Here is a 22,279-nt window from a genome sequence, read left to right as displayed (position 1 = left end):
TTACCCACTGGTTAAGGTGCGCCGACGACCAGATGGGGAGGACGCCGTGGCTGGGACGGACCCGATCGCCGAGGCCGACGCCGACGCGCTTTTTGTGCTGACCGCGGCACTGCTGACGCCCGCGCGTTTCCCGAGCGTGCTCGGCGACGACTACCCGGCGGCGTGCGCCGCGCTGGGCCTGCAGCCGTACGCCGAGGGGTACGGGCTCGTGTTCGGCCAGGACGGCCACGGGGCCCGCTGGACGGTCGTCGTCGACGACGTGTCCCTCGTCGCGGTGGCCATCTCCTCCTGGGACTGCGGCATGGCCTACGACCTGTCCCCCGACGAGCGCTCGGTCGTGGCCGGGCTGCCGGGCTGGCCGCTCCCGGTGGCGACGGTCGCCCCCGGCGTCCCGGCACCGCACGACCCGGAGCCGGAGGAGGGCGATCCCGCGCTGCTGGTCCCGCCCTCGGGCGACGAGTGGGGACCGGCCCAGCGACGGCTCGGCGCCGACGAGGTGGCACTCCAGTGGGCCGCCTGGCGAGCTCGGGTGGGCGACGAGGGCGCGGAGCCGGCGGGCGCGGGAGCCGGCCGGCCGGCATCGCCTCAGGCCCCGGCCGGCACGCCTGCCCAGACCCCCGCCCCGGCCTCCGCCCCCGGCAGCGTAGCCGCCGACCCGTACACCGGGGTCAGGAAGGCGCTGGACGAGCTGCGCGGCTATCTGGAGGAGCCCCCGCCGGTGGGACGCGTGCGCTCGTCCTCCGGGATGCTGCGCGCGGACGGTCCCGGCTGGTCTCTCGTGGCCAAGGCCGACGACATGGCGTTCGTCCTCCTCGACGAGCTGCCGCGCGAGGTGCTGCCCGTGACGCGGGGCCCGCGGCTCCCCGCCCTCCTCGAAGCGCTCGACGCGATGGCCGTACGCCCCTCCTGAGCAGCCCCGCCCGCCCCACCCCTCTCTCCTCTCCATAGGACGAGGGCCTGAGGTGTGGTTCCGAACCATGGCCCGGTGGCAGGGGTGCGCCGCACGATGTGGCGCCGCACCCCATTCCGTCGTCCCACCGGAGGCTCACCATGCGCCTGTTCCCAGGCGGCCCGCTGTTCGCCGCGCTCCTCACCGGCGTCACCGTCCTCGCCCCCGCGAGCCCCGCAGGGGCCGAAGCGCCGGCCGTCCGACACTGCGCGCGTCAGGACCGGGTCCATGTGCCCGGCGCCGAGCACCAGCAGTCCGCCTGTCTGGACGACCTGACGACCACCGGGCTCGCCGGCACCCCGTACACCGACGTGGCCGACCAGGCCGGTCTCGCCGCGAAGGGGACCCGTAACCCGTCAGGGGTGCCGGGTGTCCAGATCGACGGGTACTTCCCCGACGACTCCCACCTCAACACCACCCACGGCTGGGCCCATGACGCGCAGTTCGTCATCCGGCTGCCCGACCACTGGAACGGCGGGCTCGTCGTCACGGGCGCCCCCGGCAGCCGGCGCCAGTACTCCACGGACGCCCTCATCTCCGACCAGGTGCTCGCCCGGGGCTTCGCCTACGCCGCCACCGACAAGGGCAACACCGGCCCGGACTTCTTCACCGACGGCCGGGAGCCGGGGGACGCGGTCGCCGAGTGGAACCGCCGGGTGACCGAGCTGACGCGAGCCGCCAAGAAGGCCGTACGGCAGCGCTACGGCCACACGCCGGAGCGCACGTACATGACCGGCATCTCGAACGCCGGCTATCTCACGCGCTGGCAGCTGGAGAACCGGCCCGAGCTGTACGACGGCGGGGTCGACTGGGAGGGCGTGCTCTGGACCACGCGCGGACCCAACCTCCTGACGAGCCTGCCGGTGACGGTGGCACGGTCCCAGGGACTGGCCACGGACGACGACCTGATCGCGGCGGGCTTCGCGCCCGGCTCGCGCTTCCTGTGGCCGTACCACGAGAAGGCCTACTGGGGTCTGACGCAGAAGCTCTTCCGGGCCGAGTTCGACCCCTCGTACGATCCGGCCTGCCCCGGCTCCACGGCCGGCGGGACCGTGGAACAGATCTTCGCGCCCTGTGCCTCGGACGCCGGCTACGACTACGCCTCCCGGCCGGCGTCCGTCCACCGCGCGGTCGCGAAGGTCGCGCTCACCGGGCGGATCGGCAAGCCGCTCATCACGCTCCACGGCGACCTGGACACCCTGCTGCCGATCGCCACCGACTCCGACGTGTACGCGCGGATGATCGACGGGCGGGCCCGGGGCGGGCTGCACCGCTACTACACGGTGCAGGACGGGACGCACACGGACGGCCTGTACGACACGTATCCGGACCGGCTGCGGCCGATCCTGCCGTGCTACCGCTCCGCGTTCGACGCGCTGACGCGCTGGGTCGAGGAGGGTACGGCGCCGCCCGCGGACCGTACGATCGCGCGGCCCGCGAACGGCGACCTGGTCAACTCCTGCGCTCTGGAGGGGTGAGCGGGGTCGTCGGAACGCTCGGAGCCGCCCCGGCGGGGCGAGTCTCGGCGATCCCGGACACTCAGACCCGCTCCAGCGGACGGTGCGGCTCCGCCGGCAGCTCGGCCCTGATCGGGTCTCCGGGCCGCACCTCCCCGCCGGTGCGCACGATGCCCATGATCCCCGCCTTGCGCACGATCTCGCCGTTCTCGTCGCGGCCGAGAACCTGCTTGAGCAGGCCGTGCCGGAAGTTGTCGATCTGCGCGCACGGGTTGCGCAGTCCGGTGACCTCGACGACGGCCTCCGCGCCGAGGTGCAGGAGGGTGCCGGTGGGCAGGGCGAGGAGGTCGATCCCCCGGGTCGTGACGTTCTCGCCGAGGTCGCCGGGGGCGACCTCGAAGCCTGCGCCGGCGACCTCGTCGAAGAGTTCGGCGTGGATGAGGTGGACCTGACGCAGGTTGGGCCGGGTGGGGTCCTGCGCGACGCGGGACCGGTGCTTCACCGTCACGCCCGCGTGGACGTCGCCCTCCACGCCGAGCCCGGCGAGGAGGGTGATGCCCTCCTTGTTGGGCTTGGTGAACGAGTACGTGCCGTTGCTGCTGACCGTGGTGACGGTAGCGCCGCTCATGGTGAGAGCTCCCCTTCTCTGCCGTCCGGGTGGCGGCGAACCGACTCCCCGAACCGATGATCACATCGCGCCCTGGATGTGCCCGACCCTACTCGGCGCCCTCGGCGCGGAGCGGCGCGCCCACCTCGTGCAGGTGGCCGAGGGCCTGGCGGTACGAATCCACGAAGCCGGTCTCCGTGTACGGGACGCCCAGCGCGGCGCAGTGGGCGCGGACCGCGGGCTGGGCCAGGCGGAGGTTCGGGCGCGGCATGCTCGGGAAGAGGTGGTGCTCGACCTGGTAGTTGAGGCCGCCGAGGAACCAGTCGGTCAGGGCGCCGCCCCGGATGTTCCGCGAGGTGAGCACCTGGCGGCGCAGGTGCCCCCAGCTGTCGCCGTCCGCGTGCTCGTCCGGCCGGTCCATGCCCTTGTGGTTGGGGGCGAAGGCCATGCCGAGGTGCACGCCGAGCAGCATCTGGTGGAGCAGGGCGAAGACGAGGGCCTGGGCGGGCGTCAGGAGCGTGAGGAGCAGCGTCGCGTATCCGGCGAAGTGGGCCAGGAGCAGCGCGCCTTCGGTGAGGCGCTCGCGCCGGGTGCGGCACGGGCCGTCCTTGGCGAGCAGGGCCTGGACCCCGTACACCTTGAGCGCGATGCCCTCCAGGGTGGTCAGCGGGAAGAACAGCCAGGCCTGGTGGCGGGTGAGGAATCCGCGCAGGCCCGTGCGGCCCGCCGTCTGGTGGTCGGCGAAGACGAGGATGTCGGCGGCGACGTCCGGGTCCTTGTCGAGGTGGTTGGGGTTCGCGTGGTGGCGGTTGTGCTTGTCGTTCCACCACTCCCGGCTCATGCCGAGGAGGAGGTTGGCGTGGACGAGCTGGAGGATCCGGCTCGCCTTGCGGTTCGCGGTGATCTGGGCGTGCCCGGCGTCGTGACCGACGAAGGCGGCACGCGCCGAGAACAGGGCGAGGGGGACGGCGAGGAGCAGCGCCCACCAGGAGGGGCCGGTCAGGGCGAGCCCGGCCACCACAGCGGCGACGCCGAGGAGGTTGACCAGGATGCCGCGGGCGTACCAGCCGGGGCGGTGTTCGAGGAGGCCCTGTTCCCTGACCGTCCGCAGGAGCGGGGTGAACTCGCTGCCGCCCCTGACGCGGGCGGGCGCCGCGACGGGTGCGGCGGCCGGGGGCAGGACGGTGGCCTGGGACATGTCGGGCTCCGGTTTCTGTCGGTCGGTTCTGGTCGGTGGGCGCCTACCGAGAACGTACGGATCCGTGATCGTCCGGGGCCATGGCGTCACCACCCGTCCACGGTCGGGGGCGCACCGGGGGGCGAGGGTGGGGCAGGCCCTACCCCTCCACGAGAGCCGGGATCGTGTGGCATGGATCACCTGAAGGGGGCGCGCGCCTGGCGACTTCGTGGAGTATCCTCGGCGACTCGGTCTCCAGGTAGTCAAATTTGAGGAATGCGTTGTCGCTCTCGCACGGACCCGATGATTCGGCCCGCGAACCCGCCCAGGAACCCTCCCCCTCGCACGAACTCTTCCGCCACTCCGCCGTCTTCCTTCCCGCCGAGCCGCCCCGCGCCGGACAGATCGCCTTCTGGTCGCCGGACGGTGAACCGCTGCCCGACGGCGAACCGCTGCCGGACGCCGGCGACGCTCCCCGCGACGACACCGGGATCACGGTCGTCGACGGCGACGCGCTCCAGGTCGTGACCGTCCCCGCCCGCACCCTGTCCGTACGGGACGCCCTGCCGTTGCTCGCCCGTGCCCGGTTCTCGGACGCCGCCTCCCCCGCGACCGCCTTCTGGGGCGCCGCGTCCCTCTTCGCCCTGGACCTCGTCTCGCGCGGCCTCCTGCTGCCCGGCCTCACACCCGGCGACCACGACGCGTGGCGCGCCGGGCCGCTCGGCCCCGGTGAACTGGCCGAACTCCGCACGCTCGCTGCCTCGATGCCGCCTGCCGCCCACGCGGTCCCTCTGTCCGCCCCCGTACGCGTGCCCGGCGACGCACCCGAACTGTCCCCAGACGAACCCCTGTTGCTGCCCGAGCCCGAGGCGCTGCTCCGCGCGTTCGCCGATGCGGTGGCCGACACGCTGCCCCGAACCCCGGCGGCCCCGCTCGCGGCCGGCGGGCCCGCCTTCGCGGCCGACGAACCCCGGACCGTTCCCGAGCACCGGGCGTGGGCCGCCGACGTGGCGGCCGTGCACGACGCGGGCGTCCGGCTCTCGCTCCGGCTCGAACTGCCCGGCTTCACCGCGGAAGCGCGGGAGGCACCCGGCTTCCGGGCGGTGCTCCAGCTGCACGGGGTCGCCGACCCCAGCCTGGTCGCGGACGCCGCCGAGGTCTGGGCGGGCTCCGGCCGGGCCGGGGCCGCGTTCGGTCCCCGGGCCCGGATGGACGCCCTCCTCGCCCTCCGGCGCGCCGCCCGCGCCTGGCCCCCGTTGTCCCCGCTCCTGTCCGCGGCCGTACCCGACACCGTCGAACTCGCCGACGAGGAGGTCGCGGAGCTCCTGGGCCCGGCGGCCGAGGCCCTCGCGGCGACGGGCGTCCAGGTCCACTGGCCGCGCGAACTCGCCGACCGGCTGACCGCCCGCGCGGTGATCGGCCCGGAGGGATCCGGAGTCGGCGCCGATACGGGTGTCGGTGTCGGTGTCTCAGGACTCCGTGTCGGCGCCGACGGCACGGATGAATCGGACGCTTCGGACCCCGCCGATGCCGCCCGCGCGTCCGCGCTTCCCTCCTTCCTCGCCGCGGACTCCCTGCTCGCCTTCAACTGGCGCTTCGCCGTCGGCGACCACGAGCTCACCCGCGCCGAGCTCGACCGGCTCGCCGAGGCCGGACGGCCGCTCGTTCGGCTCCGCGACCGCTGGGTCCTCGTCGATCCGGCCGAGGTGCGCCGGGCCCGTACCCAACAGGACCGCAAGGTCACACCGGTGGACGCCCTCTCGGCCGTCCTCACCGGCACGACCGAGATCGACGGACGCTCCGTCGACGTCGCCGCGACGGGCTGGCTGGAGCGACTGCGGGAGCGGCTCGCCGAACCCGAGGGCGACCGGCCGGAGATCGCTCAGCCGCCGGCACTCGCCGCGACCCTGCGCGACTACCAGCTCCGCGGACTCGACTGGCTCCACCGGATGACCTCGCTCGGTCTCGGTGGCTGTCTCGCCGACGACATGGGACTCGGCAAGACGATCACGGTCATCGCCCTGCATCTGCACCGGCAGACCGATCCGGCGTCCGCGGGGCCCACCCTCGTCGTCTGCCCGACCTCACTCATGGGCAACTGGCAGCGGGAGATCGAGAAGTTCGCACCCGGCACGCCGGTGCGCCGCTTCCACGGCGCCGCCCGTGACCTGGAGGACCTCGCCGACAGCGGCTTCGTGCTCACCACGTACGGCACCATGCGGCTCGACGCCGAGCGGCTCAACGCCCGGAACTGGGGGCTCGTCGTCGCGGACGAGGCACAGCACGTCAAGAACCCCTACTCGGCGACGGCCCGACAGCTGCGGACCATCGGGGCACGCGCGCGCGTGGCGCTGTCCGGCACTCCGGTGGAGAACAACCTGTCCGAGCTGTGGGCGATCCTCGACTGGACCACACCGGGGCTGCTCGGCACCCTCGGCGCCTTCCGGACCCGGTTCGCCGCCGCCGTCGAGGGCCGTCAGGACCCGGCCGCCGCCGAACGCCTCGCCGCGCTCGTACGCCCCTTCCTGCTGCGCCGCCGCAAGTCCGATCCCGGCATCGCCCCCGAGCTGCCGCCGAAGACCGAGACCGACCGGACCGTCTCCCTGACGCCCGAACAGGCCGGTCTGTACGAGGCGGTGGTACGGGAGACGCTGGCGGCGATCGCCGAGGCCGACGGCATGGAGCGCCGCGGTCTCGTCGTGAAGCTGCTGACCGGCCTCAAGCAGATCTGCAACCACCCCGCCCAGTACCTGAAGGAGGAACGGCCGAGGATCGAGGGCCGCTCGGGCAAGCTGGAGCTGCTCGACGAGCTCCTCGACACGATCCTGGCCGAGGGCGCGTGCACCCTGGTCTTCACCCAGTACGTGGGGATGGCCCGGCTCCTGGAGGCACATCTCGCGGCGCGGGGCGTGCGGACCCAGTTCCTGCACGGCGGCACGCCGGTCGCCGAGCGCGAGGCGATGGTCGCCCGTTTCCAGAACGGGGACGTCCCGGTCTTCCTCCTCTCCCTGAAGGCCGCCGGCACGGGCCTCAACCTCACCCGGGCCGAACACGTCGTGCACTACGACCGCTGGTGGAACCCGGCCGTGGAGGCACAGGCCACCGACCGTGCGTACCGGATCGGTCAGGACCGGCCGGTGCAGGTCCACCGGCTGATCGCCGAGGGAACGATCGAGGACCGGATCGCGGCGATGCTCGACCGCAAGCGGGAGCTGGCGGACACCGTCCTCGGGTCCGGCGGGGACACCCCGCCGGAACTGACCGAACTGACCGATGCCGAACTGGCGGAGCTGGTGCGACTGCGAGGGGACGGACGATGAGCGGGTACGGACAGAGCCACGGGCACGGCCATGGGCACGGGGACGACGAGCGGACGTTCGAGGCGCTGCCGCCGGCGGGCGGCGGCGGGTTCACCAGCACCTGGTGGGGACGGGCGTGGCTGAAGGCCCTGGAGGACACCGCGCTCGACGGGCAACAGCTCAAGGCGGGTCGCCGGCACGCGCGCGCGGGGGCGGTGGGAGCCGTCTCGGTGCGGCCCGGCCGTATCACCGCGATGGTCAAGGACCGCGACGGCACGGCGTACCGCGGCGACGTGCTGGTGCGGGAGTTCTCGGAGGAGCAGTGGGAGCGGCTCCTCGACCTCGCCGTGGACAGTGCGGGACACATCGCGGCGCTCCTCGACCGCGAGATGCCGCCGCACCTGGTGGAAGACGCGGCGGCGGCCGGGCTCGATCTCCTGCCGGGCATCGGGGACCTGGAGGCGGAGTGCGACTGCGAGGCCTGGGACCACTGCCCGCACACGGCGGCGCTCTGCTACCAGGTGGCCCGCCTCCTCGACGAGGACCCCTTCGTCCTCCTCCTGATGCGGGGGCGCGGTGAGCGCACCCTCCTGGACCAGTTGCAGGCCCGCAGCGCCTCACGGGCCGCCGCGCCGACAGCGCGTGGCGGCGCGGGATCGGACGGCGCGCCGGGCGGCGGGCCCGAGGGGGCCGGAGGGATGCCCGGCGTGTCGGCCGAGGAGGCGTTCGCGGCGGGGTTCCTCGTGCCGCCGCTGCCCGCCCCTCCGGCCGCGTCGGCCGCACCGGGCCGGTCGGCGTCCCTGGACACGGACACGCCGCCGGAGCCGGGGGTCGACCCCGCGGCCCTCGAGTTCCTCGCGGCGGACGCGGCGACCCGCGCGCACCGGCTGCTCAGCGAGGTCCTGGAGGCGGGTGACGCGCACAACGGCACGACGGATCCTGGGGAGGCCCGCCTGACGGTGGCTCAGGACGCGGTCCGGCTCGCGGCGGGCTCCCCCGTTCCCTGGCTCGCGGCGCGGCTCGCCGCCGGCTCGGGCAGGACGCGGGCGGATCTGGACCTGGCCACGCGCGCGTGGCGGTTCGGGGGCGCCTCCGCCCTCGCCGTACTGGACGAGGAATGGGCGCCGGACGCCGAGGCGCTGGAGCGTGCCGGGGTCCGGCTCGCCGAGGCCTGGGCGGACGACGAGCGGCCGGTGCTGCGACGGGCGGGGGGCGCGCGGTGGACGGTCGTGGGTGCGGAGGCGCAGCTGCGGCTCGACGAGGACGGCCGCTGGTGGCCGTACCTCAAGGCCGGGTCCCGCTGGTCCCCGGCCGGCCCGCCGGACCGGGACCCGGCGTCGGCCCTGGCGACCGCGTTCGCGGCCGGTGCTACTGGAGCCGGTGGCTGAGCGTGCTGCCGGCTGTGGCGGCCAGGCTGCAGGCGACGGTGTCCGCGCCGAGGAGGTGACTCGTCCGGTACGGGTACTGGACGAAGGTCGTCCAGCGCGTGCCGAGCGGCTGCCTCGCGGCCTTGAGGCGGAGCGGTTCGCGACAGAGCACGGTGGCCGCCTCGCGTATCGCCTCGTCGGTGGCGAAGGTGCCGATCAGGCGGGGACGGGCGACGACTTCGGCGTGGTGCGGCGTGTCGCAGGCCCCCCGGAGGGCGGTGCCCGGCGCGTCGCGGTCGATGTCGAAGCAGTCGCCGACGCGCAGCGCCTCGAAGGAGACGGGCCGCTCGGGGAGCCGGTCACGTGTCGGGGTGGGGGGGGGGGTGGCACCGGCCGAGGGTGCGCCGCTCGCGGCGCCAGCAGCCCCGGGGGCCGAGCTGCCGGACCGGGACGGCGCCGCTGACGTGCTGCCGCGCGCATGCCTCGCGCCGTCGCCGGGCTCCGGACGCGTCGGCGTGCCGCCCGTGTCCGCGGTGTCCGTCGAGGTGCCCGCGCTCGGCGTGTCGGCCGACCCCGCTCCGGTCGTCGGGGGGAGGGCGGCCGATCCCGTATCGCCGGTGACGACGGGGAACGGCACGTCGGCCGGGTCCCCGCCCGGTCGGCCGTCGGCGAGTCCGCCGCCCTCCGCGCCGCCCCCGGCGGTGAGGAAGGCGCCGGTCACCAGGGCGGCCGTGAGCAGCGGCACGAGCGGCACACCGAACCAGCGGGCGCGCCGCGCCGCGGGTCCCGGCCGGGGCGCACCGAGGCGCACGAAGCGGGCCGACCACGGGGACTCGGCGGCGGACCCGTACAGAATCGTGACCATCGTCGACCGCGCGCGTTCCCGCCGCCGCTGCTCCCCCGTCACCGCCGCCGCCCCGTCACCGCTGCCTACAGCCCGAGCTGGCGCTCCGCGCCCTCGACCGTCTGGGCGAGGAGCACGGCGATGGTCATGGGGCCGACACCACCGGGGACCGGGGTGATGAGGGAGGCGCGCTCGGCGGCCGACGCGAAGTCGACGTCGCCGACGTTGCCCGGGTTGTAACCGGCGTCGATGACGACGGCGCCCGGCTTGATGTCCTCGCCCTTGATGAAGTTCGGCTTGCCGACGGCGGCGACGAGGACGTCGGCCTCGCGGACGACCGAGGAGAGGTCCTGGGTGCGGGAGTGGCAGTAGGTGACGGTGGCGTCGCGGCCGAGGAGCAGCAGGCCGGCCGGCTTGCCCAGGATCGCGCTGCGGCCGACGACGACCGCGCGCTTGCCGCTGAGTTCGACGTCGTACGCGTCGAGCAGACGCATGATGCCGCCGGGCGTGCACGAGACGAAGCCGGGCAGGCCGAAGCCCATCGCGGCGAAGGAGGCCATGGTGACGCCGTCGACGTCCTTCTCGGGGGCGATGGCCTCGAAGGCGGCGCGCTCGTCGATGTGGGGGCCGACCGGGTGCTGGAGCAGGATGCCGTGGACCTCGGGGTCCTCGGAGAGGGCGGTGATGGCCGCGACGAGCTCCGCGGTGGTCGTCGCGGCGGGCAGCTCGACGTGCTTGGAGCGGATTCCGGCCTTGGCGCAGCGGTTCTGCTTCATCTTCACGTACGTCACGGAGGCCGGGTCCGCGCCGACCAGGACGGTCGCGAGGCACGGGGTGACGCCGGTGCGGCGGGTGATCTCGGCGGCTCGGGCGGCGGTCTCCTCGACCGTGCGGCGAGCGAGGGCCGTGCCGTCCATGAGGGTGGCGGTGCTGGTGGACATGGCAACTCCTGGGCGTCGTCTCTGACCGGTCTCTCGCCCAGGCGCACGGCATCGGAACGGTCGTGCCGCCGGGGCACGCTCCGCCGGGCCGCTCCCCGGTGGTGATCCACCTCAAGCGCCAGTCACGGCCCGGGCCCCACTCTACGTGAGGGGTCGGGGGCCGATCCCGGACAGGGTGCGTATGCCGGGGGGCGGGGGAGCTTGTCGGCTGTCCCCGGGCGCACGACGATGAGCGCGACGTGCCGGACGACCTCGACGAGGAGGCCGAGTTGAGCGATGCGTGGGTGGCCGGGGAGCCGCGGACGGAACGGACGGAACGGACGGAACGGACATCGACGGAGGGGCGGGGACCGGCCGAGTCGGGGACCCGTGAGGCCCGCCCGCTGGTGGCCGAGTCCTGGCGCCGGTCCGTACGCGCGCGCGTGAGCCCCGACGGGGCGGCGCGGGTGGAGCTGGACGAGGACGAGCTCGCCGCGTACCGGGACGGGCATCCCCTCGCCGCGGCGATGCCGGTGATCCGGGAGCTGATGGGAGCGTACGCGACGGACGGGGAGCATCTCCTCGCGGTCTGCGACGCCGCCGGGCGGATGCTGTGGGTCGAGGGGCATCCGGGCACCCTGCGCAAGGCACGGGGGATGAACTTCGTGGCCGGCGCCCGCTGGTCGGAGGCGGCGGCCGGGACGAACGCGCCGGGCACCGCGCTGGCCGTCGACCGGCCGGTGCAGGTCGTCGCCGCCGAGCACTTCCGGCGTCCGGTGCGGGCATGGACCTGCGCCGCGGCCCCCGTGCACGATCCGCACAGCGGGCGGGTGCTCGGCGCGGTCGATATCACCGGCGGGGAGCGGCTCGCGCACCCGCACAGCCTCGGCTTCGTCCAGGCGGTGGCACGCGCGGCCGAATCCCAGCTGGCCCTGCTCGGCCCGGCCCCGGAGCCGGGGCGGCTCAGGCTGTCGGCGCTCGGCCGGGACGAGGCGGTCCTGTCGGTGGGCGGGCGGCGGCTGCGGCTGAGCCGCCGCCACAGCGAGATCCTGGTGGTCCTCGCGCACCGCCCGGAGGGAGTCGGCGGCGAGGAACTCCTCACCCTGCTGTACGAGGACGAGTCGGTCACCCCGGTGACCCTGCGGGCCGAGCTGTCCCGGCTGCGCGCGCTGCTCGGTCCCGACGCGCTGCGGTCGCGTCCGTACCGGCTCGCCGGGGCGGTGGACGCCGACTTCGCGACGGTCGACCGGCGGCTCGCCTCGGGGGCCGTCGCGGCGGCGGCCGGGGACTACGCGGGCCCGCTGCTGCCCGCGTCGGCCGCGCCCGGGGTCGTACGACTGCGGGAGCGGCTCGCGGACCGGCTGCGGGCGGCGCTGGTGAACCGGGGCGATCCGGGGCTGCTCGCCGACTGGGCGTACAGCGCGTGGGGCGAGGACGACGTGGTGGTCTGGCGGGCGCTGTGCGCGGCCGTGCCGCCGCCCCAGCTTCCTCCCGTACGGGCACGACTCCACTCCCTGGAGGCGGAACTGTCCGCCGGTGCAACGGACTTGCAACGTTCGGTTCACCACACTCGGGCGTGAGCGCCGGCCAGGGACGGCCGGCGCGTCCCAGGGAGGCCATGCCGATGACCCGTTACGCCGCACCCGGCACCGAGGGCGCGCTCATGTCGTACCAGGCCCGCTACGACCACTGGATCGGCGGCGAGTACGTCGCCCCGGCGGCCGGCCACTACTTCGAGAACCCCAGCCCGGTCGACGGCCGCCCCTTCACAGAGGTCGCGCGGGGCACCGCCGAGGACGTGGAACGCGCCCTCGACGCGGCGCACGCGGCGGCGCCGGCGTGGGGACGGACGGCGCCGGCGGAGCGAGCGGCCGTCCTGCTGAAGATCGCGGACCGCATGGAGAGCAACCTGGAGGCGCTCGCGGTCGCCGAGACCTGGGACAACGGCAAGCCCGTCCGAGAGACGCTCGCCGCGGACATCCCGCTCGCCATCGACCACTTCCGCTACTTCGCGGGGGCGCTGCGTGCCCAGGAGGGCGCGCTGAGCGAGATCGACGACGACACCGTCGCGTACCACTTCCACGAGCCGCTGGGCGTCGTCGCACAGATCATCCCGTGGAACTTCCCGATCCTCATGGCGGTCTGGAAGCTGGCCCCGGCGCTGGCCGCCGGCAACGCGGTGGTCCTCAAGCCGGCCGAACAGACCCCGGCCTCCGTGCACTTCTGGATGAGCCTGGTCGCGGACCTGCTGCCGCCGGGCGTCCTGAACATCGTCAACGGCTTCGGCGAGGAGGCCGGAAAGCCGCTGGCGTCCAGCCCGCGGGTGGCGAAGATCGCGTTCACCGGCGAGACGACGACGGGCCGGCTGATCATGCAGTACGCCTCGGAGAACCTCAAGCCGGTCACCCTCGAACTCGGCGGCAAATCCCCCAACATCTTCTTCGACGACGTGTGGGCGGCGGACGACGACTTCCGCGACAAGGCCCTCGAAGGCTTCACGATGTTCGCCCTCAACCAGGGCGAGGTCTGCACCTGCCCCTCGCGCGCCCTCGTCCAGCGCGGCCACTACTCCGACTTCCTGGAGGCGGCGGTCGCCCGCACGGAGAAGATCGTCCCGGGCCACCCCCTGGACACCGACACGATGATCGGCGCCCAGGCCTCCGCCGACCAGCTCAAGAAGATCCTCTCCTACCTGGAGATCGGCCAGCAGGAGGGCGCGAAGATCCTGACGGGCGGCCAGATCGTGGAACGTGGTGGAGAGTTGGCGGGCGGCTACTACGTACAGCCGACCATCTTCGAGGGCGACAACCGCATGCGGATCTTCCAGGAGGAGATCTTCGGCCCGGTGGTGGCGGTGACCTCCTTCACCGACTTCGACGACGCGATCCGCACGGCCAACGACACCCTCTACGGCCTCGGCGCCGGCGTCTGGACCCGCGACACGAACACCGCCTACCGCGCGGGCCGCGCGATCCAGGCGGGCCGCGTCTGGACGAACTGCTACCACGCGTACCCGGCCCACAGTGCTTTTGGAGGCTATAAGCAGTCGGGCATCGGCCGAGAGACCCACAAGATGATGCTGGACCACTACCAGCAGACGAAGAACCTGCTGGTGTCGTACTCGCCGAAGAAGCTCGGATTCTTCTAGAGGCACGAAAAGAGGCGCCTGGCCCGGGCTTTCGCCCGGCGGGCGCCTCTTGCTCGCCCCGCACAGAGAGGGGGGTATTCACACCAGACCAAATCCCCGACTCACCCCGCCGGCGGGTCACCCTGGTCGACGCGTTCCACTCATCCATGGACTGCCCGATGAGGCGGTTGGCGTGCTCCCGGACGCCCTCCGATCCGGTGCTTGACCCTCACCCCAGCGGACAAGGCATCCCTGCAAGAGTGCTGCCGGGCTCAGAAGGTGCTCGGCGCCGCTGTACGGCTCTCTGCCCTGCCTCGGCTGGGCAGCGTCCCCGACGATGAGCCGCCGCTCCGCCTACGGCGGTCAGCCGCCTGGCCCGCCGGGACGGTGCCGCCCGGTGAAGGCCGTGACCCAGCAGCCCGGGCTCCTCCACCTCCTGAGCGTTCGCAAGGTCCGGCTTCCGCTCATCGAGACGGTCTCCGTCTTCGGGGACATGGCGCACCATGCCCGTTGCTCGCCGGCAGGAACGGCCGCGACCGCTCCCACTCCGGATCCGTAAGATCGCCCCGCCCATGCCCACCACCACGAAACCGACCTGCCGCGGGGGCGCTCGGCCTACGCTGTGACATGCCCACTCCCAACCTGTCGTTCACCGTTGACGACGACCTCGAAGTGCCCGATCCTGCACCGGGAGACGTCTGGACCGTCGGCGCCGTCATCCTCAACCGGGCCGGCGAAGCCTTCGCTCACAAGCGAAGCCCGGACCGACGCCTCTTTCCCGACAGCTGGGACATCGTGGGCGGCCACCTTGAGGCCGGCGAAACGATCCTTGAAGCTCTCGCACGCGAGATCGAGGAGGAGACCGGCTGGCGCCTGACCCACGTGCGGCGGTCCCTTGGCACCACGACCTGGGTTGGAGACGACGGCGGCGGAATCCGTCGCGAAGCCGACTACCTCGTCGAAGTCGACGGCGACTTGGACAACCCCACGCTGGAATGGTCCAAGCACTCCGCATACGACTGGTTCGGCCCTGACAACCTCGCCCGCCTCAAAGAGAACCGCAGGCCCGGGGAGTTCTTGATCCACGACCTTGTCGAACGAGCCATTGAAGATCGACCGCAAAGGTCCCCGCGAGGTACCCCGCGCCCGACTCGGTGATGATCGGCTCCTGTACCCCACGACGTCGTCGGCGCGATTCTGCATCAGCGTGTTGAGCCGAACGCGCCTCACGCGAGCAGTTGGTCGCCGAGAGGGCTCCGCAGGTAGAGAACGAGGTGTCCCTGGCGGGCCCGGGTGACCAGTCCCGCACGGTGCAGGACGCCGAGGTGCTGGCTCACCGTGGCGGGGCTGAGGCTCAGGCGCTGAGCCAGTTCGGTCGTGCTCGCAGGCTGTGCGAGCAGGCCGATGACACGGGCGCGGGTACGACCGAGCAGGTCGGCCAGGGCAACGGGCGGGGCTGTCGTGTCGGTGTGCCAGACCGTGGCGAGGCCTCGGGCGGGGTACCAGATCCGGGGTGGCAGGGCGAGGTCGACGACGGTGACGGCGTGGTCGCAGAACAGGGAGGGGGTGAACGTCACCCCATGCCCGTCGGCGGCCAGGTCGTGCTCCTCGGTGGGAAAGGCGTCGACAGCCAGGGTGCCGCTGCCGGGATGCCACCGCAGGCCGGGGTCGATGTCGGCGAAGAGCATGCCGGCTCCCCCGTCGGTGAGCCGCCGCGCCCGGTGGAGGATGTCGGCGCGCAGTACGGCGTACATGCGCGGCCAGTGCGGTGCCATGACCAGAAGCCAGTAGGTGTGCAGGGCATCGGCGATCCTCTGCAGCAGGCCGTGGGGATCGGTATGCACCTGCCGCAGGAGTGGGTGCAGGGGGTGGCCGTCGGCGGCCTGGAGGAGTTCGCTTGCGACGCGCCGTGTCGAAGTGGCGCGCAGCGCGGCGAACTCGTCGTCGATGTCCGTGCTCGGCGTCGGAGGGTGGGGAGTGAGGAAGTCGGGGATGAGCCGGGTGGGCCCGACCAATGCCTGCAGCAGGGGCCAGTCGACGTGACGGAGCAGCGGGGCGGACTGTCGAAGCATTGTCTGATGCGCGGCATAGCGGACGGGGCTGCGCCAGGCTCGCAGGCTCTGGACGGTCTCTTGCAGGGGTGAGCAGGCGAAGCGGACCGAGGCCAGGTCTTCCACATCGAGCCGGAGCAGCAACATTCGGCCCAGACTAAACCTCTTCCTCCCGTCATGATCGGGGTGGTGGGATCCGGCGCATGACTGCTTCTGCTTCCGGGAGTACCCCGCACATGGCGACGTATGACCGCATCGGCCGGGGGTACCGGCACGTCCGTCGGCCGGACCCTCGTCTGGCCGATCTGATTCACCAGGCACTGGCCGGGGCTCGCACCGTCGTCAACGTCGGCGCCGGTGCGGGCTCGTACGAGCCTGCCGACCGGGAGGTCACTGCGGTCGATCCGTCACAGGTCATGCTCGATCAGCACCCGGGCTCGCGCAAGGTACGGGCAGGGGCGGAGAGCCTGCCGTTCGCGGACGGTGCGTTCGGTGCGGCGATGGCGGTCATGACGGTTCACCACTGGCCCGACCTGCGACGTGGCCTGGCCGAGCTGCAGCGCGTCGCCCACCGCCAGGTCGTCTTCACCTGGGATCCGCAGCACCTGCCCGAGCTGTGGCTGATCGAGGAGTACCTTCCCGAGATCCGGCAGCTCGAGCACGCCCGCTTCACACCCCTGTCCGCCGTGGTGGAAGCCCTGGGCGCGCATACCGTGCTCCCCTTTCCCATCCCGCACGACTTCACCGACGGCTTCCAGATCGCCCACTGGCGGCGCCCGCAGTCCTATCTGGATCCCGTTGTTCGAGCGGCGAGTTCGACGTTCGCCCAGCTACCGGCTTCCGTGGTCGAGCCGGCGATCGCGAGACTTCGGGAAGACCTGGCCTCAGGAGCCTGGCACCGACGCCATGCGGATCTGCTGACCCGGGACTCCGTCGACTACGGCTACCGCTTGCTCGTCGCGGGACCGGCTCAGGGTCCGACGGGAGCCGGTGTCGATGTGCGTGCACGGTCGGCAGGTGGATGACGTCGCTTCCAGCCGCTCCACGCGTCCCTGGTGGAAGGGGCGGGGCCGTTGCCGTGCCACCCACCGTGGCGGGGACGTCGGGATACCGGCGCCACCAAGTGGTCACGGTGGCGCGCCCGCGGCCCTCGTCACCACGGGCGCACGATGACGACGTCGCCGCCCGGAGCCTTGCAACTGCCCTACCCGATCGGCGTGCGGGTTCTTCTGAAGGCCCCGCACGCCCACCACGCGGCCGAGGACGAGGCGTTGTGGCCGGGCTTGCGCGATGCCCTCGCGGGGCGGTCCAGCGAGTCGGCCCTGCTTGAGGCGACGGAAGCCGAGCGCGCCGCCCTCAATCCGCTCGTGCACGCTGTCGACGAGGGCGAGCACACACACAGCGGATCGGAACGGTCGCTGCGGAAATGCTCCCGTGGCTTCTCGACGGAGCCGGCCCGCGGACGTCCACGGCGTTGCCCTCGACCCTGCCCCCACCTTCACGGCGCGCTAGGACCAGTCATGGCAGCCCGCCTACGTGGCACTCGACCGGTGGAACACCCCGGTCCCGGCCTGAAACCTCGCACGCCCTGCACGCAGCACCCGCCTCGCGCCCAGCGAACTTTGGAGTATCCGCATGTCCATCACCGTCGTCGTCACCGTTCTGACCGCTGTCTGGGTCGGCTTCTCCGGCCTGTCCCTGATGCGCAGAGCCCAGTTCGTCGTGGAACCCCTCGTCCAGTACGAGGTGCCCCGACCCTGGTGGACCCCGCTCGCCCTGGCCAAGCTCGCCGGCGCGGCCGGCCTGCTGATCGGATTGGCCCTACCGGTGGTCGGGTTGCTCGCCGGGGCGGGCCTGGTGCTCTACTTCCTCGGCGCTGTCGTCACCGTGCTGCGGGCGCGTTCGTACAAAACCGTCGCCTTCCCCCTGCTCTATCTGGCTCCGGTCACGGCCACCCTTGCCCTGGGTCTCACTGCCTGACACCCGCACGACACGGCTCAGGCCGAGCAGATACGAGGCGTCGGACGCGAGGGCTGCCGCGTCGAACGTGCGGCTGCCTGAAACCGCGCCACGAACCACCGGCCCGCCGCTGCGCCGTAGCCCGGCCTGCCCAGTCGTCAACCACATACGAAGGAGCACACGATGCGCGCTTTCCCGCTCCTGCCCATGGCTGCCGCCACCTTGGCCACTCTCCTGATCGCCACCCCGGCGTCCGCCCACAGGGCCGCCGCCTCCCCGTGCGCACACCAGTGGGCCGCCGGCTGGAGCACGGCCGTCCAACGTCCCTCCCAGAGCTGGTACCCGACCTGGGCGGAGGCGGGATTCCACAACCGATCCGTACGTCATATCTGCCGGGGGCGCCTCTGCCCGACCCGGGACCGTCCGTACGCTGACCTTCGGCGGATCCCCCTCCCCCTCGATCCGGCCCGGGGCGCGACACGCCAGCGACCCGGTACGACTGCCGGTGAAGGCGGGTGACCGGCTCAGCGTCACCCTGTTCTTCAACGGTACCGAGGCGTTCCTGTTCCGTCGGGTACGTTGCCGTTCCGCGCCAGGGGCACGAGCGCTCTCCCCCGCCCCCACCCCGAGCGCCAAGCGCCACGCGCCACGCGCCACGCGCAGCAAGATCCGGACCGTTTCCGGACCAGCCGTCTCCAAGGAGTCGCGCGTAACACCGTTTCCCCTGGTCAACATGGGTGTCATTGCTGTACCACCAGGAGACGAAGAACCTGTTGGTCAGCTACTCGCCGAAGAAGCTCGGGTTCTTCTAAAGGGTGTCGCAGAAGGCTCGGTTCCGGGCATTTCTCCTGTATGGGTGGGGTGTTGCGGGCTGAGCCGGTGTGGGTCGAGGCGTTCACGGGCTTGCGTATCGAGCGGTTCGCGAAGCTGGTGAACGTAGTGAGGGAGCGGGGCGGGAACGGTCCGGGTGGTGGCCGGCCGTGGTGCCTGCCGCTGGCCGACCGGGCCCTGCTGGTGGCCGTCTCCTACCGGACCGACCTCATCATGCGGCAGCTCGCCCCGCTCTTCGGGATCTCTCCGGCCACCGTCTGCCGGGTCATCCACCGCCTGCGTCCGTTGCTGGCCCTGGAGCCGGCCCCGCGGCCGGTCGCCGACGTCGACCGGCTGTGGATCGTGGAGGGAACCTTGGTTCCACACCTTCGATCCGAACGACGAGATCCTGGGCGGCTGACGGGCGCGGACACACGGGGGTACGCTCTCCACCAGCGGCGTGATCGAGCCGTTGGCCAGACCTCGCTCCCTGCACAAGGCGCCCATCCAGCAGGGCGGCGCCCCGGCCGCGCGGCTCCCACTCCACGCAGCCGACCACGGCGACGAGACCGACGGCAGGGCCGATCAGGGTCGGGGCACGGACCAGCCGCGCGCCGGGGCGGGCTGAGCCGTAGGGGGTCTGCATGAGTGACAGCCAGGTCGCGATCAAGCTCACGGGTGACGAGGCACTGGTGCTGTCGCACTGGCTGGAGAAACTCCAGATGACGGACCTCAGTCGCGTTGTCGACGATCCGGCGGTCTGGGCGCCGATCCACCGGATCGCCGGAACGCTCGACAAGGCACTTCCTGAGCTGTTCGCGCCTGACTATGACCAGCGGCTTGAGGCGGCTCGTCAGCGGCTTCGGCCCGAGGGCTGATCGAGCAGTCTGGACTCTGAACCGGATCAAGGACCAGGGGCGGCTGCCGACCCGGATGTGACGCGAAGGCGACGCGATCGCTCCGACTCCATGGAGGAGCCAGGGGATTCACTGAGCCTTCGAGTGTCGCCGCAAGCCGACCCCGCACGCCGCCAGGCATGTCGTCGTGGACGCGGCGACATCGCGGTGCGTCAGGACCGACAGGACAGCCGGACGTGAAGCAGCTCTGTCCGCAGTGCGGGTGTGCCGTCGACCGGTGCCGGGTCCTCCGCCGTCGGCTCGATGCCTCCGGCGGCGACCTTGTCGAGCGTCGCCAGACCGGCGGGGCCGACCGTGCCGAACACCGTGTAGTTCGGTCGCAGCGCGGAGTCGCCGTAGACGACGAAGAACTGTGAGCCGTTCGTGTTCGGGCCGGCGTTGGCCATCGCCAGCAGGCCGCGTCCGTAGAGCCGGCGCGTGCCCGTGGGATCGGTGGCTGCGGGCGGCAGGTCCACCGGCAGTTCGTCCTTGTACTTGTACCCGGGCCCGCCCTCACCAGTGCCGGTCGGGTCGCCGCACTGCAAGACCTTCAGCGTCGGGTACGCCGTCAGGCGGTGACACACCGTACGGTCGTAGAAACCGTGCCTTGCCAGGTGCAGGAAACTCTGGACCGTGCACGGCGCCTTGGCCCGGTCCAAGCGCAGCGGAAGCGGGCCCAGACTGGTCGGAACAGCCAAGTCGACCGTGCCACGAACAGGGGTGCGCCGTGGGTCGGGCGGCAGCGGAACACGGCGCGCCGGCGGCTCGTCCGGGGTCTGGCTGTACTGGCAAGGACCGTGCGTGGTGATCGGCGGAGCAGTGTCGGAAGCGGTGGCGACGCTCCCGCCGGTCACCACTAACGCCGCGGCCGCGAATGCACTGATCAGTGCTCGTCTCATCTTGCACGCCCTCCCGATGATCTCCAGGTCTTGGAGCGGTCGCAGTCTAGGGCGTGGTGTGGCCTGTGGGAGTGGGATTTCCGGCCGTTCAGCGTGACCAGAGCCCCGTCATCCAGGCGACACGTCCTTGGCGTTGCCGGGACCGCTGGGGTCCGTACCGAATCGACGGCAACGTGGAACACCCCGCGAGTGAGGGAACAACGGTGCCCTGTCGCGGAGCCCTGGAAGGCGCCGCCGTCGGTCTGGGCCGGCACATTTCGGCATGCCCTTCGCACAGTGCCCAGTATCGGCGTACGCGTGAACGTTCAGAGCGCCGATCGTCGACCACACGAACGCGCTGTTGCCCTGGGCATCGTTCCAGGGGTGGAAGTGGTCGGAGATCGCCAGTCTCGTGAATCCGGCCTGCTGGGCTCGGCGGGCCTGGGCGATCAGCTCGTCCGGGGTGAACTGCTCACACGACAGGAAGTAGCCGTACTCGGTCATCGCGCTACCGCTCCTCTCGTCACCCCTCCCCATCGATGGGGCCACCCAGCCCGCACGCGGGAATGACCGAGCGAACCGGGCGCCGGATTTCGAACGTGTGGTCGAAGATCCGCGGGAGACTGCCGCGCTACCGGCGCTGGGTCACCTCGGATGTGTCGGCGGCGAGGACGACCGGCGCAGAACTCTTCGCGCCGGGGAACGAGGGTGTGGTTCGTGTTCATGCCCGGCGTCCTTGGGGCCGCCGGTGTCTTGCGAGTCGCGCGGCGTCGGCCTGCTCGGTCCGGACGTAGGTCAGGGGCGGGGCGATGCCTTCGATATCGCCTGACCGCTGCTCGTTTCCGGCGGTGTGGGGTGGCCCCGCTGGAATCCGCCGCGTTCTCAGCCGATGAGATGCGGACGCTGTCCCCTCCGGGCACAGTAGGAAGGACCTGTTCGTACTGAGGTGGTCCCGTGTGGTCCCGCGTGCTGGAGACGGGACGGAGTGATGCGAGGATTGTCGTGACGCCGGAGTGATCGATGTTCCGCAGACGGCCGGCCGACAGCAGCGAGGACCTTTTGGTCCGGCTCGGGTCACTGACCGCCAGGGCGCGGGAGTTGGCCGAGACGCAGCGTTCCCGTGTCGAGCTCGCCGTGGCCCTTCAGCGCGGCATGCTGCCCTCGGACCTGCCCAGTCTTCCGGGCGCCCGGCTGGCCGTCCGCTATGAGCCCGCCAACCACGGGCTCAACGTCGGCGGTGACTGGTACGACGCCTTCTCCATGCCTGGCGGCCAGATCGGCATGTCCATCGGTGACGTGCAGGGACACAACATCGAGGCCGCCGCCTTCATGGGACAGGTCCGCGTGGCACTGCGCGCGCTGGCCTCCGTCACCGGAGACCCGGGAGAGCTGCTCGGTCGCACCAACGACCTGCTCATCTCTCTGGGCGCCGACCTCTTCGCCACCTGTACCTTCCTGCGGCTCGACCCCGCTGCCGGCACCCTGGAGTGTGCCCGAGCCGGTCACATCCCCCACATCTGGGCCACCACCGACGGCCGCTCCGGCATCGACGACAGCGAGGGCGGGCCTCCGCTGGGTGTGCTGCGCGGCGTCGACTACCCGGCCACGCGCCGCCGGCTCACCGCCGACGGCGTCTTCGTCCTTCTGACCGACGGGGTGGTGGAGGGGCCCTCGCTCCACGTCGACGAGGGTCTGGACCGGGTAACGCGGCTCGCCGGGATCACCGCCGTCGCCGGGCTGGACGTCGACGCGCTCGCGACCGCCGTCATGAAGCTGGCGGCCACGGTGGGGCACGAGGACGACGCGGCCGTCCTGGTCGTCGGCCATGACGGCGGTCCGGCCCGGCCGGCGGCCGAGGAGTGAGGGGAGGGGGCTCGCCTCGGGCCGGGCCGGTCCTCGGGCCCGCCCGGGCCCGTGCCGGACGGCGGCGCCCGACAC

At 72.4% G+C, this 22,279-nt stretch carries 18 protein-coding genes, 2 pseudogenes and 1 riboswitch; of the genes and pseudogenes, 13 read left to right on the top strand and 7 right to left on the bottom strand.

The genetic code is table 11. The annotated features are described in order from the left end of the window. The first annotated feature begins 46 nt into the window (after window positions 1-46). Both ACN9M0_RS36405 and ACN9M0_RS36400 read left to right on the top strand, forming a co-directional pair. Window positions 47-910: a hypothetical protein gene (locus tag ACN9M0_RS36405; protein WP_426405010.1), complete on the top strand. Its 864-nt coding sequence runs from the start codon at window positions 47-49 to the stop codon at window positions 908-910. A 140-nt stretch (window positions 911-1,050) separates the two neighbouring features. After that, window positions 1,051-2,427 carry a tannase/feruloyl esterase family alpha/beta hydrolase gene (locus ACN9M0_RS36400; RefSeq protein WP_426405009.1) on the top strand — a complete coding sequence of 459 codons (1,377 nt, stop codon included), beginning with the start codon at window positions 1,051-1,053 and terminating at the stop codon, window positions 2,425-2,427. Between the two features lie 61 nt (window positions 2,428-2,488). Here ACN9M0_RS36400 and ACN9M0_RS36395 read toward each other — a convergent pair whose 3' ends face one another. Together ACN9M0_RS36395 and ACN9M0_RS36390 are read right to left on the bottom strand one after the other, a co-directional pair. After that, window positions 2,489-3,034 carry an MOSC domain-containing protein gene (locus ACN9M0_RS36395; RefSeq protein WP_366039699.1) on the bottom strand — a complete coding sequence of 182 codons (546 nt, stop codon included), beginning with the start codon at window positions 3,032-3,034 and terminating at the stop codon, window positions 2,489-2,491. An 88-nt stretch (window positions 3,035-3,122) separates the two neighbouring features. Further along, window positions 3,123-4,211 (bottom strand): fatty acid desaturase family protein, encoded by a 1,089-nt coding sequence (locus ACN9M0_RS36390; RefSeq protein WP_366039700.1) that lies wholly within the window; start codon window positions 4,209-4,211, stop codon window positions 3,123-3,125. 260 nt (window positions 4,212-4,471) lie between these two features. Between ACN9M0_RS36390 and ACN9M0_RS36385 the strand changes: the two genes are divergently transcribed. Next, the gene (locus tag ACN9M0_RS36385) at window positions 4,472-7,510 is read left to right on the top strand and encodes a DEAD/DEAH box helicase (RefSeq protein WP_366039701.1); all 3,039 of its coding nucleotides are present in this window, start codon (window positions 4,472-4,474) and stop codon (window positions 7,508-7,510) included. Beyond that, on the top strand, window positions 7,507-8,877 hold the full coding sequence (locus tag ACN9M0_RS36380) for an SWF or SNF family helicase (protein WP_426405008.1): 1,371 nt from the start codon (window positions 7,507-7,509) through the stop codon (window positions 8,875-8,877). Before ACN9M0_RS36385 ends, ACN9M0_RS36380 begins: the two co-directional genes overlap by 4 nt. On the opposite strand, the gene ACN9M0_RS36375 is transcribed toward ACN9M0_RS36380, so the two are convergent. Next, a complete protein-coding gene (locus ACN9M0_RS36375; protein WP_426405007.1) occupies window positions 8,858-9,721 on the bottom strand; it encodes a hypothetical protein in 864 nt (287 codons plus the stop codon). The genes ACN9M0_RS36380 and ACN9M0_RS36375 overlap by 20 nt on opposite strands. A gap of 65 nt (window positions 9,722-9,786) precedes the next feature. Beyond that, on the bottom strand, window positions 9,787-10,641 hold the full coding sequence (locus tag ACN9M0_RS36370) for a bifunctional 5,10-methylenetetrahydrofolate dehydrogenase/5,10-methenyltetrahydrofolate cyclohydrolase (RefSeq protein ID WP_366039704.1): 855 nt from the start codon (window positions 10,639-10,641) through the stop codon (window positions 9,787-9,789). A 28-nt stretch (window positions 10,642-10,669) separates the two neighbouring features. After that, window positions 10,670-10,777, bottom strand: a riboswitch (ZMP/ZTP riboswitch). Window positions 10,778-10,880: 103 nt separating this feature from the next. On the opposite strand from ACN9M0_RS36370, the gene ACN9M0_RS36365 reads away from it, so the two are divergent. The 3 genes from ACN9M0_RS36365 to ACN9M0_RS36355 all read left to right on the top strand — a co-directional run bounded on the left by ACN9M0_RS36365 (window position 10,881) and on the right by ACN9M0_RS36355 (window position 14,905). Next, the gene (locus ACN9M0_RS36365) at window positions 10,881-12,200 is read left to right on the top strand and encodes a GAF domain-containing protein (protein ID WP_426405006.1); all 1,320 of its coding nucleotides are present in this window, start codon (window positions 10,881-10,883) and stop codon (window positions 12,198-12,200) included. 44 nt (window positions 12,201-12,244) lie between these two features. After that, window positions 12,245-13,768 carry an aldehyde dehydrogenase gene (adh, locus tag ACN9M0_RS36360; protein ID WP_426405382.1) on the top strand — a complete coding sequence of 508 codons (1,524 nt, stop codon included), beginning with the start codon at window positions 12,245-12,247 and terminating at the stop codon, window positions 13,766-13,768. A gap of 606 nt (window positions 13,769-14,374) precedes the next feature. Further along, entirely contained in the window at window positions 14,375-14,905 is a 531-nt protein-coding gene (locus tag ACN9M0_RS36355; protein WP_426405005.1) for an NUDIX hydrolase, read from the top strand. Between the two features lie 68 nt (window positions 14,906-14,973). On the opposite strand, the gene ACN9M0_RS36350 is transcribed toward ACN9M0_RS36355, so the two are convergent. Beyond that, complete coding sequence (locus ACN9M0_RS36350) at window positions 14,974-15,945, bottom strand: ArsR/SmtB family transcription factor (RefSeq protein ID WP_426405004.1); 972 nt, start codon at window positions 15,943-15,945, stop codon at window positions 14,974-14,976. A gap of 56 nt (window positions 15,946-16,001) precedes the next feature. On the opposite strand from ACN9M0_RS36350, the gene ACN9M0_RS36345 reads away from it, so the two are divergent. The 5 genes and pseudogenes from ACN9M0_RS36345 to ACN9M0_RS36325 all read left to right on the top strand — a co-directional run bounded on the left by ACN9M0_RS36345 (window position 16,002) and on the right by ACN9M0_RS36325 (window position 19,445). After that, window positions 16,002-16,823, top strand: coding sequence for a class I SAM-dependent methyltransferase (locus ACN9M0_RS36345; protein ID WP_426405003.1), 822 nt, complete (start codon window positions 16,002-16,004; stop codon window positions 16,821-16,823). Between the two features lie 610 nt (window positions 16,824-17,433). Continuing rightward, a complete protein-coding gene (locus tag ACN9M0_RS36340; protein ID WP_366039711.1) occupies window positions 17,434-17,778 on the top strand; it encodes a DoxX family protein in 345 nt (114 codons plus the stop codon). An 831-nt stretch (window positions 17,779-18,609) separates the two neighbouring features. Next, window positions 18,610-18,951: pseudogene (locus ACN9M0_RS36335) on the top strand (helix-turn-helix domain-containing protein); the annotation flags it as partial. 76 nt (window positions 18,952-19,027) lie between these two features. Next, window positions 19,028-19,195, top strand: coding sequence for a hypothetical protein (locus ACN9M0_RS36330; RefSeq protein ID WP_366039729.1), 168 nt, complete (start codon window positions 19,028-19,030; stop codon window positions 19,193-19,195). A 16-nt stretch (window positions 19,196-19,211) separates the two neighbouring features. Next, complete coding sequence (locus ACN9M0_RS36325) at window positions 19,212-19,445, top strand: hypothetical protein (RefSeq protein ID WP_366039713.1); 234 nt, start codon at window positions 19,212-19,214, stop codon at window positions 19,443-19,445. A gap of 191 nt (window positions 19,446-19,636) precedes the next feature. On the opposite strand, the gene ACN9M0_RS36320 is transcribed toward ACN9M0_RS36325, so the two are convergent. After that, entirely contained in the window at window positions 19,637-20,362 is a 726-nt protein-coding gene (locus ACN9M0_RS36320; RefSeq protein WP_426405002.1) for a peptidylprolyl isomerase, read from the bottom strand. 303 nt (window positions 20,363-20,665) lie between these two features. Next, window positions 20,666-20,845 (bottom strand): annotated as a pseudogene (locus ACN9M0_RS36315) (LLM class F420-dependent oxidoreductase); the annotation flags it as partial. 516 nt (window positions 20,846-21,361) lie between these two features. Here ACN9M0_RS36315 and ACN9M0_RS36310 point away from each other — a divergent pair. Next, complete coding sequence (locus ACN9M0_RS36310) at window positions 21,362-22,204, top strand: PP2C family protein-serine/threonine phosphatase (RefSeq protein WP_366039715.1); 843 nt, start codon at window positions 21,362-21,364, stop codon at window positions 22,202-22,204. The last annotated feature ends 75 nt before the right edge of the window (window positions 22,205-22,279 follow it).

The sequence above is a fragment of the Streptomyces sp. R-07 genome (genome assembly GCF_049913175.1).
Taxonomy (GTDB): Bacteria; Actinomycetota; Actinomycetes; order Streptomycetales; family Streptomycetaceae; genus Streptomyces.
This window is presented reverse-complemented; position numbering and strand designations above follow the sequence as displayed.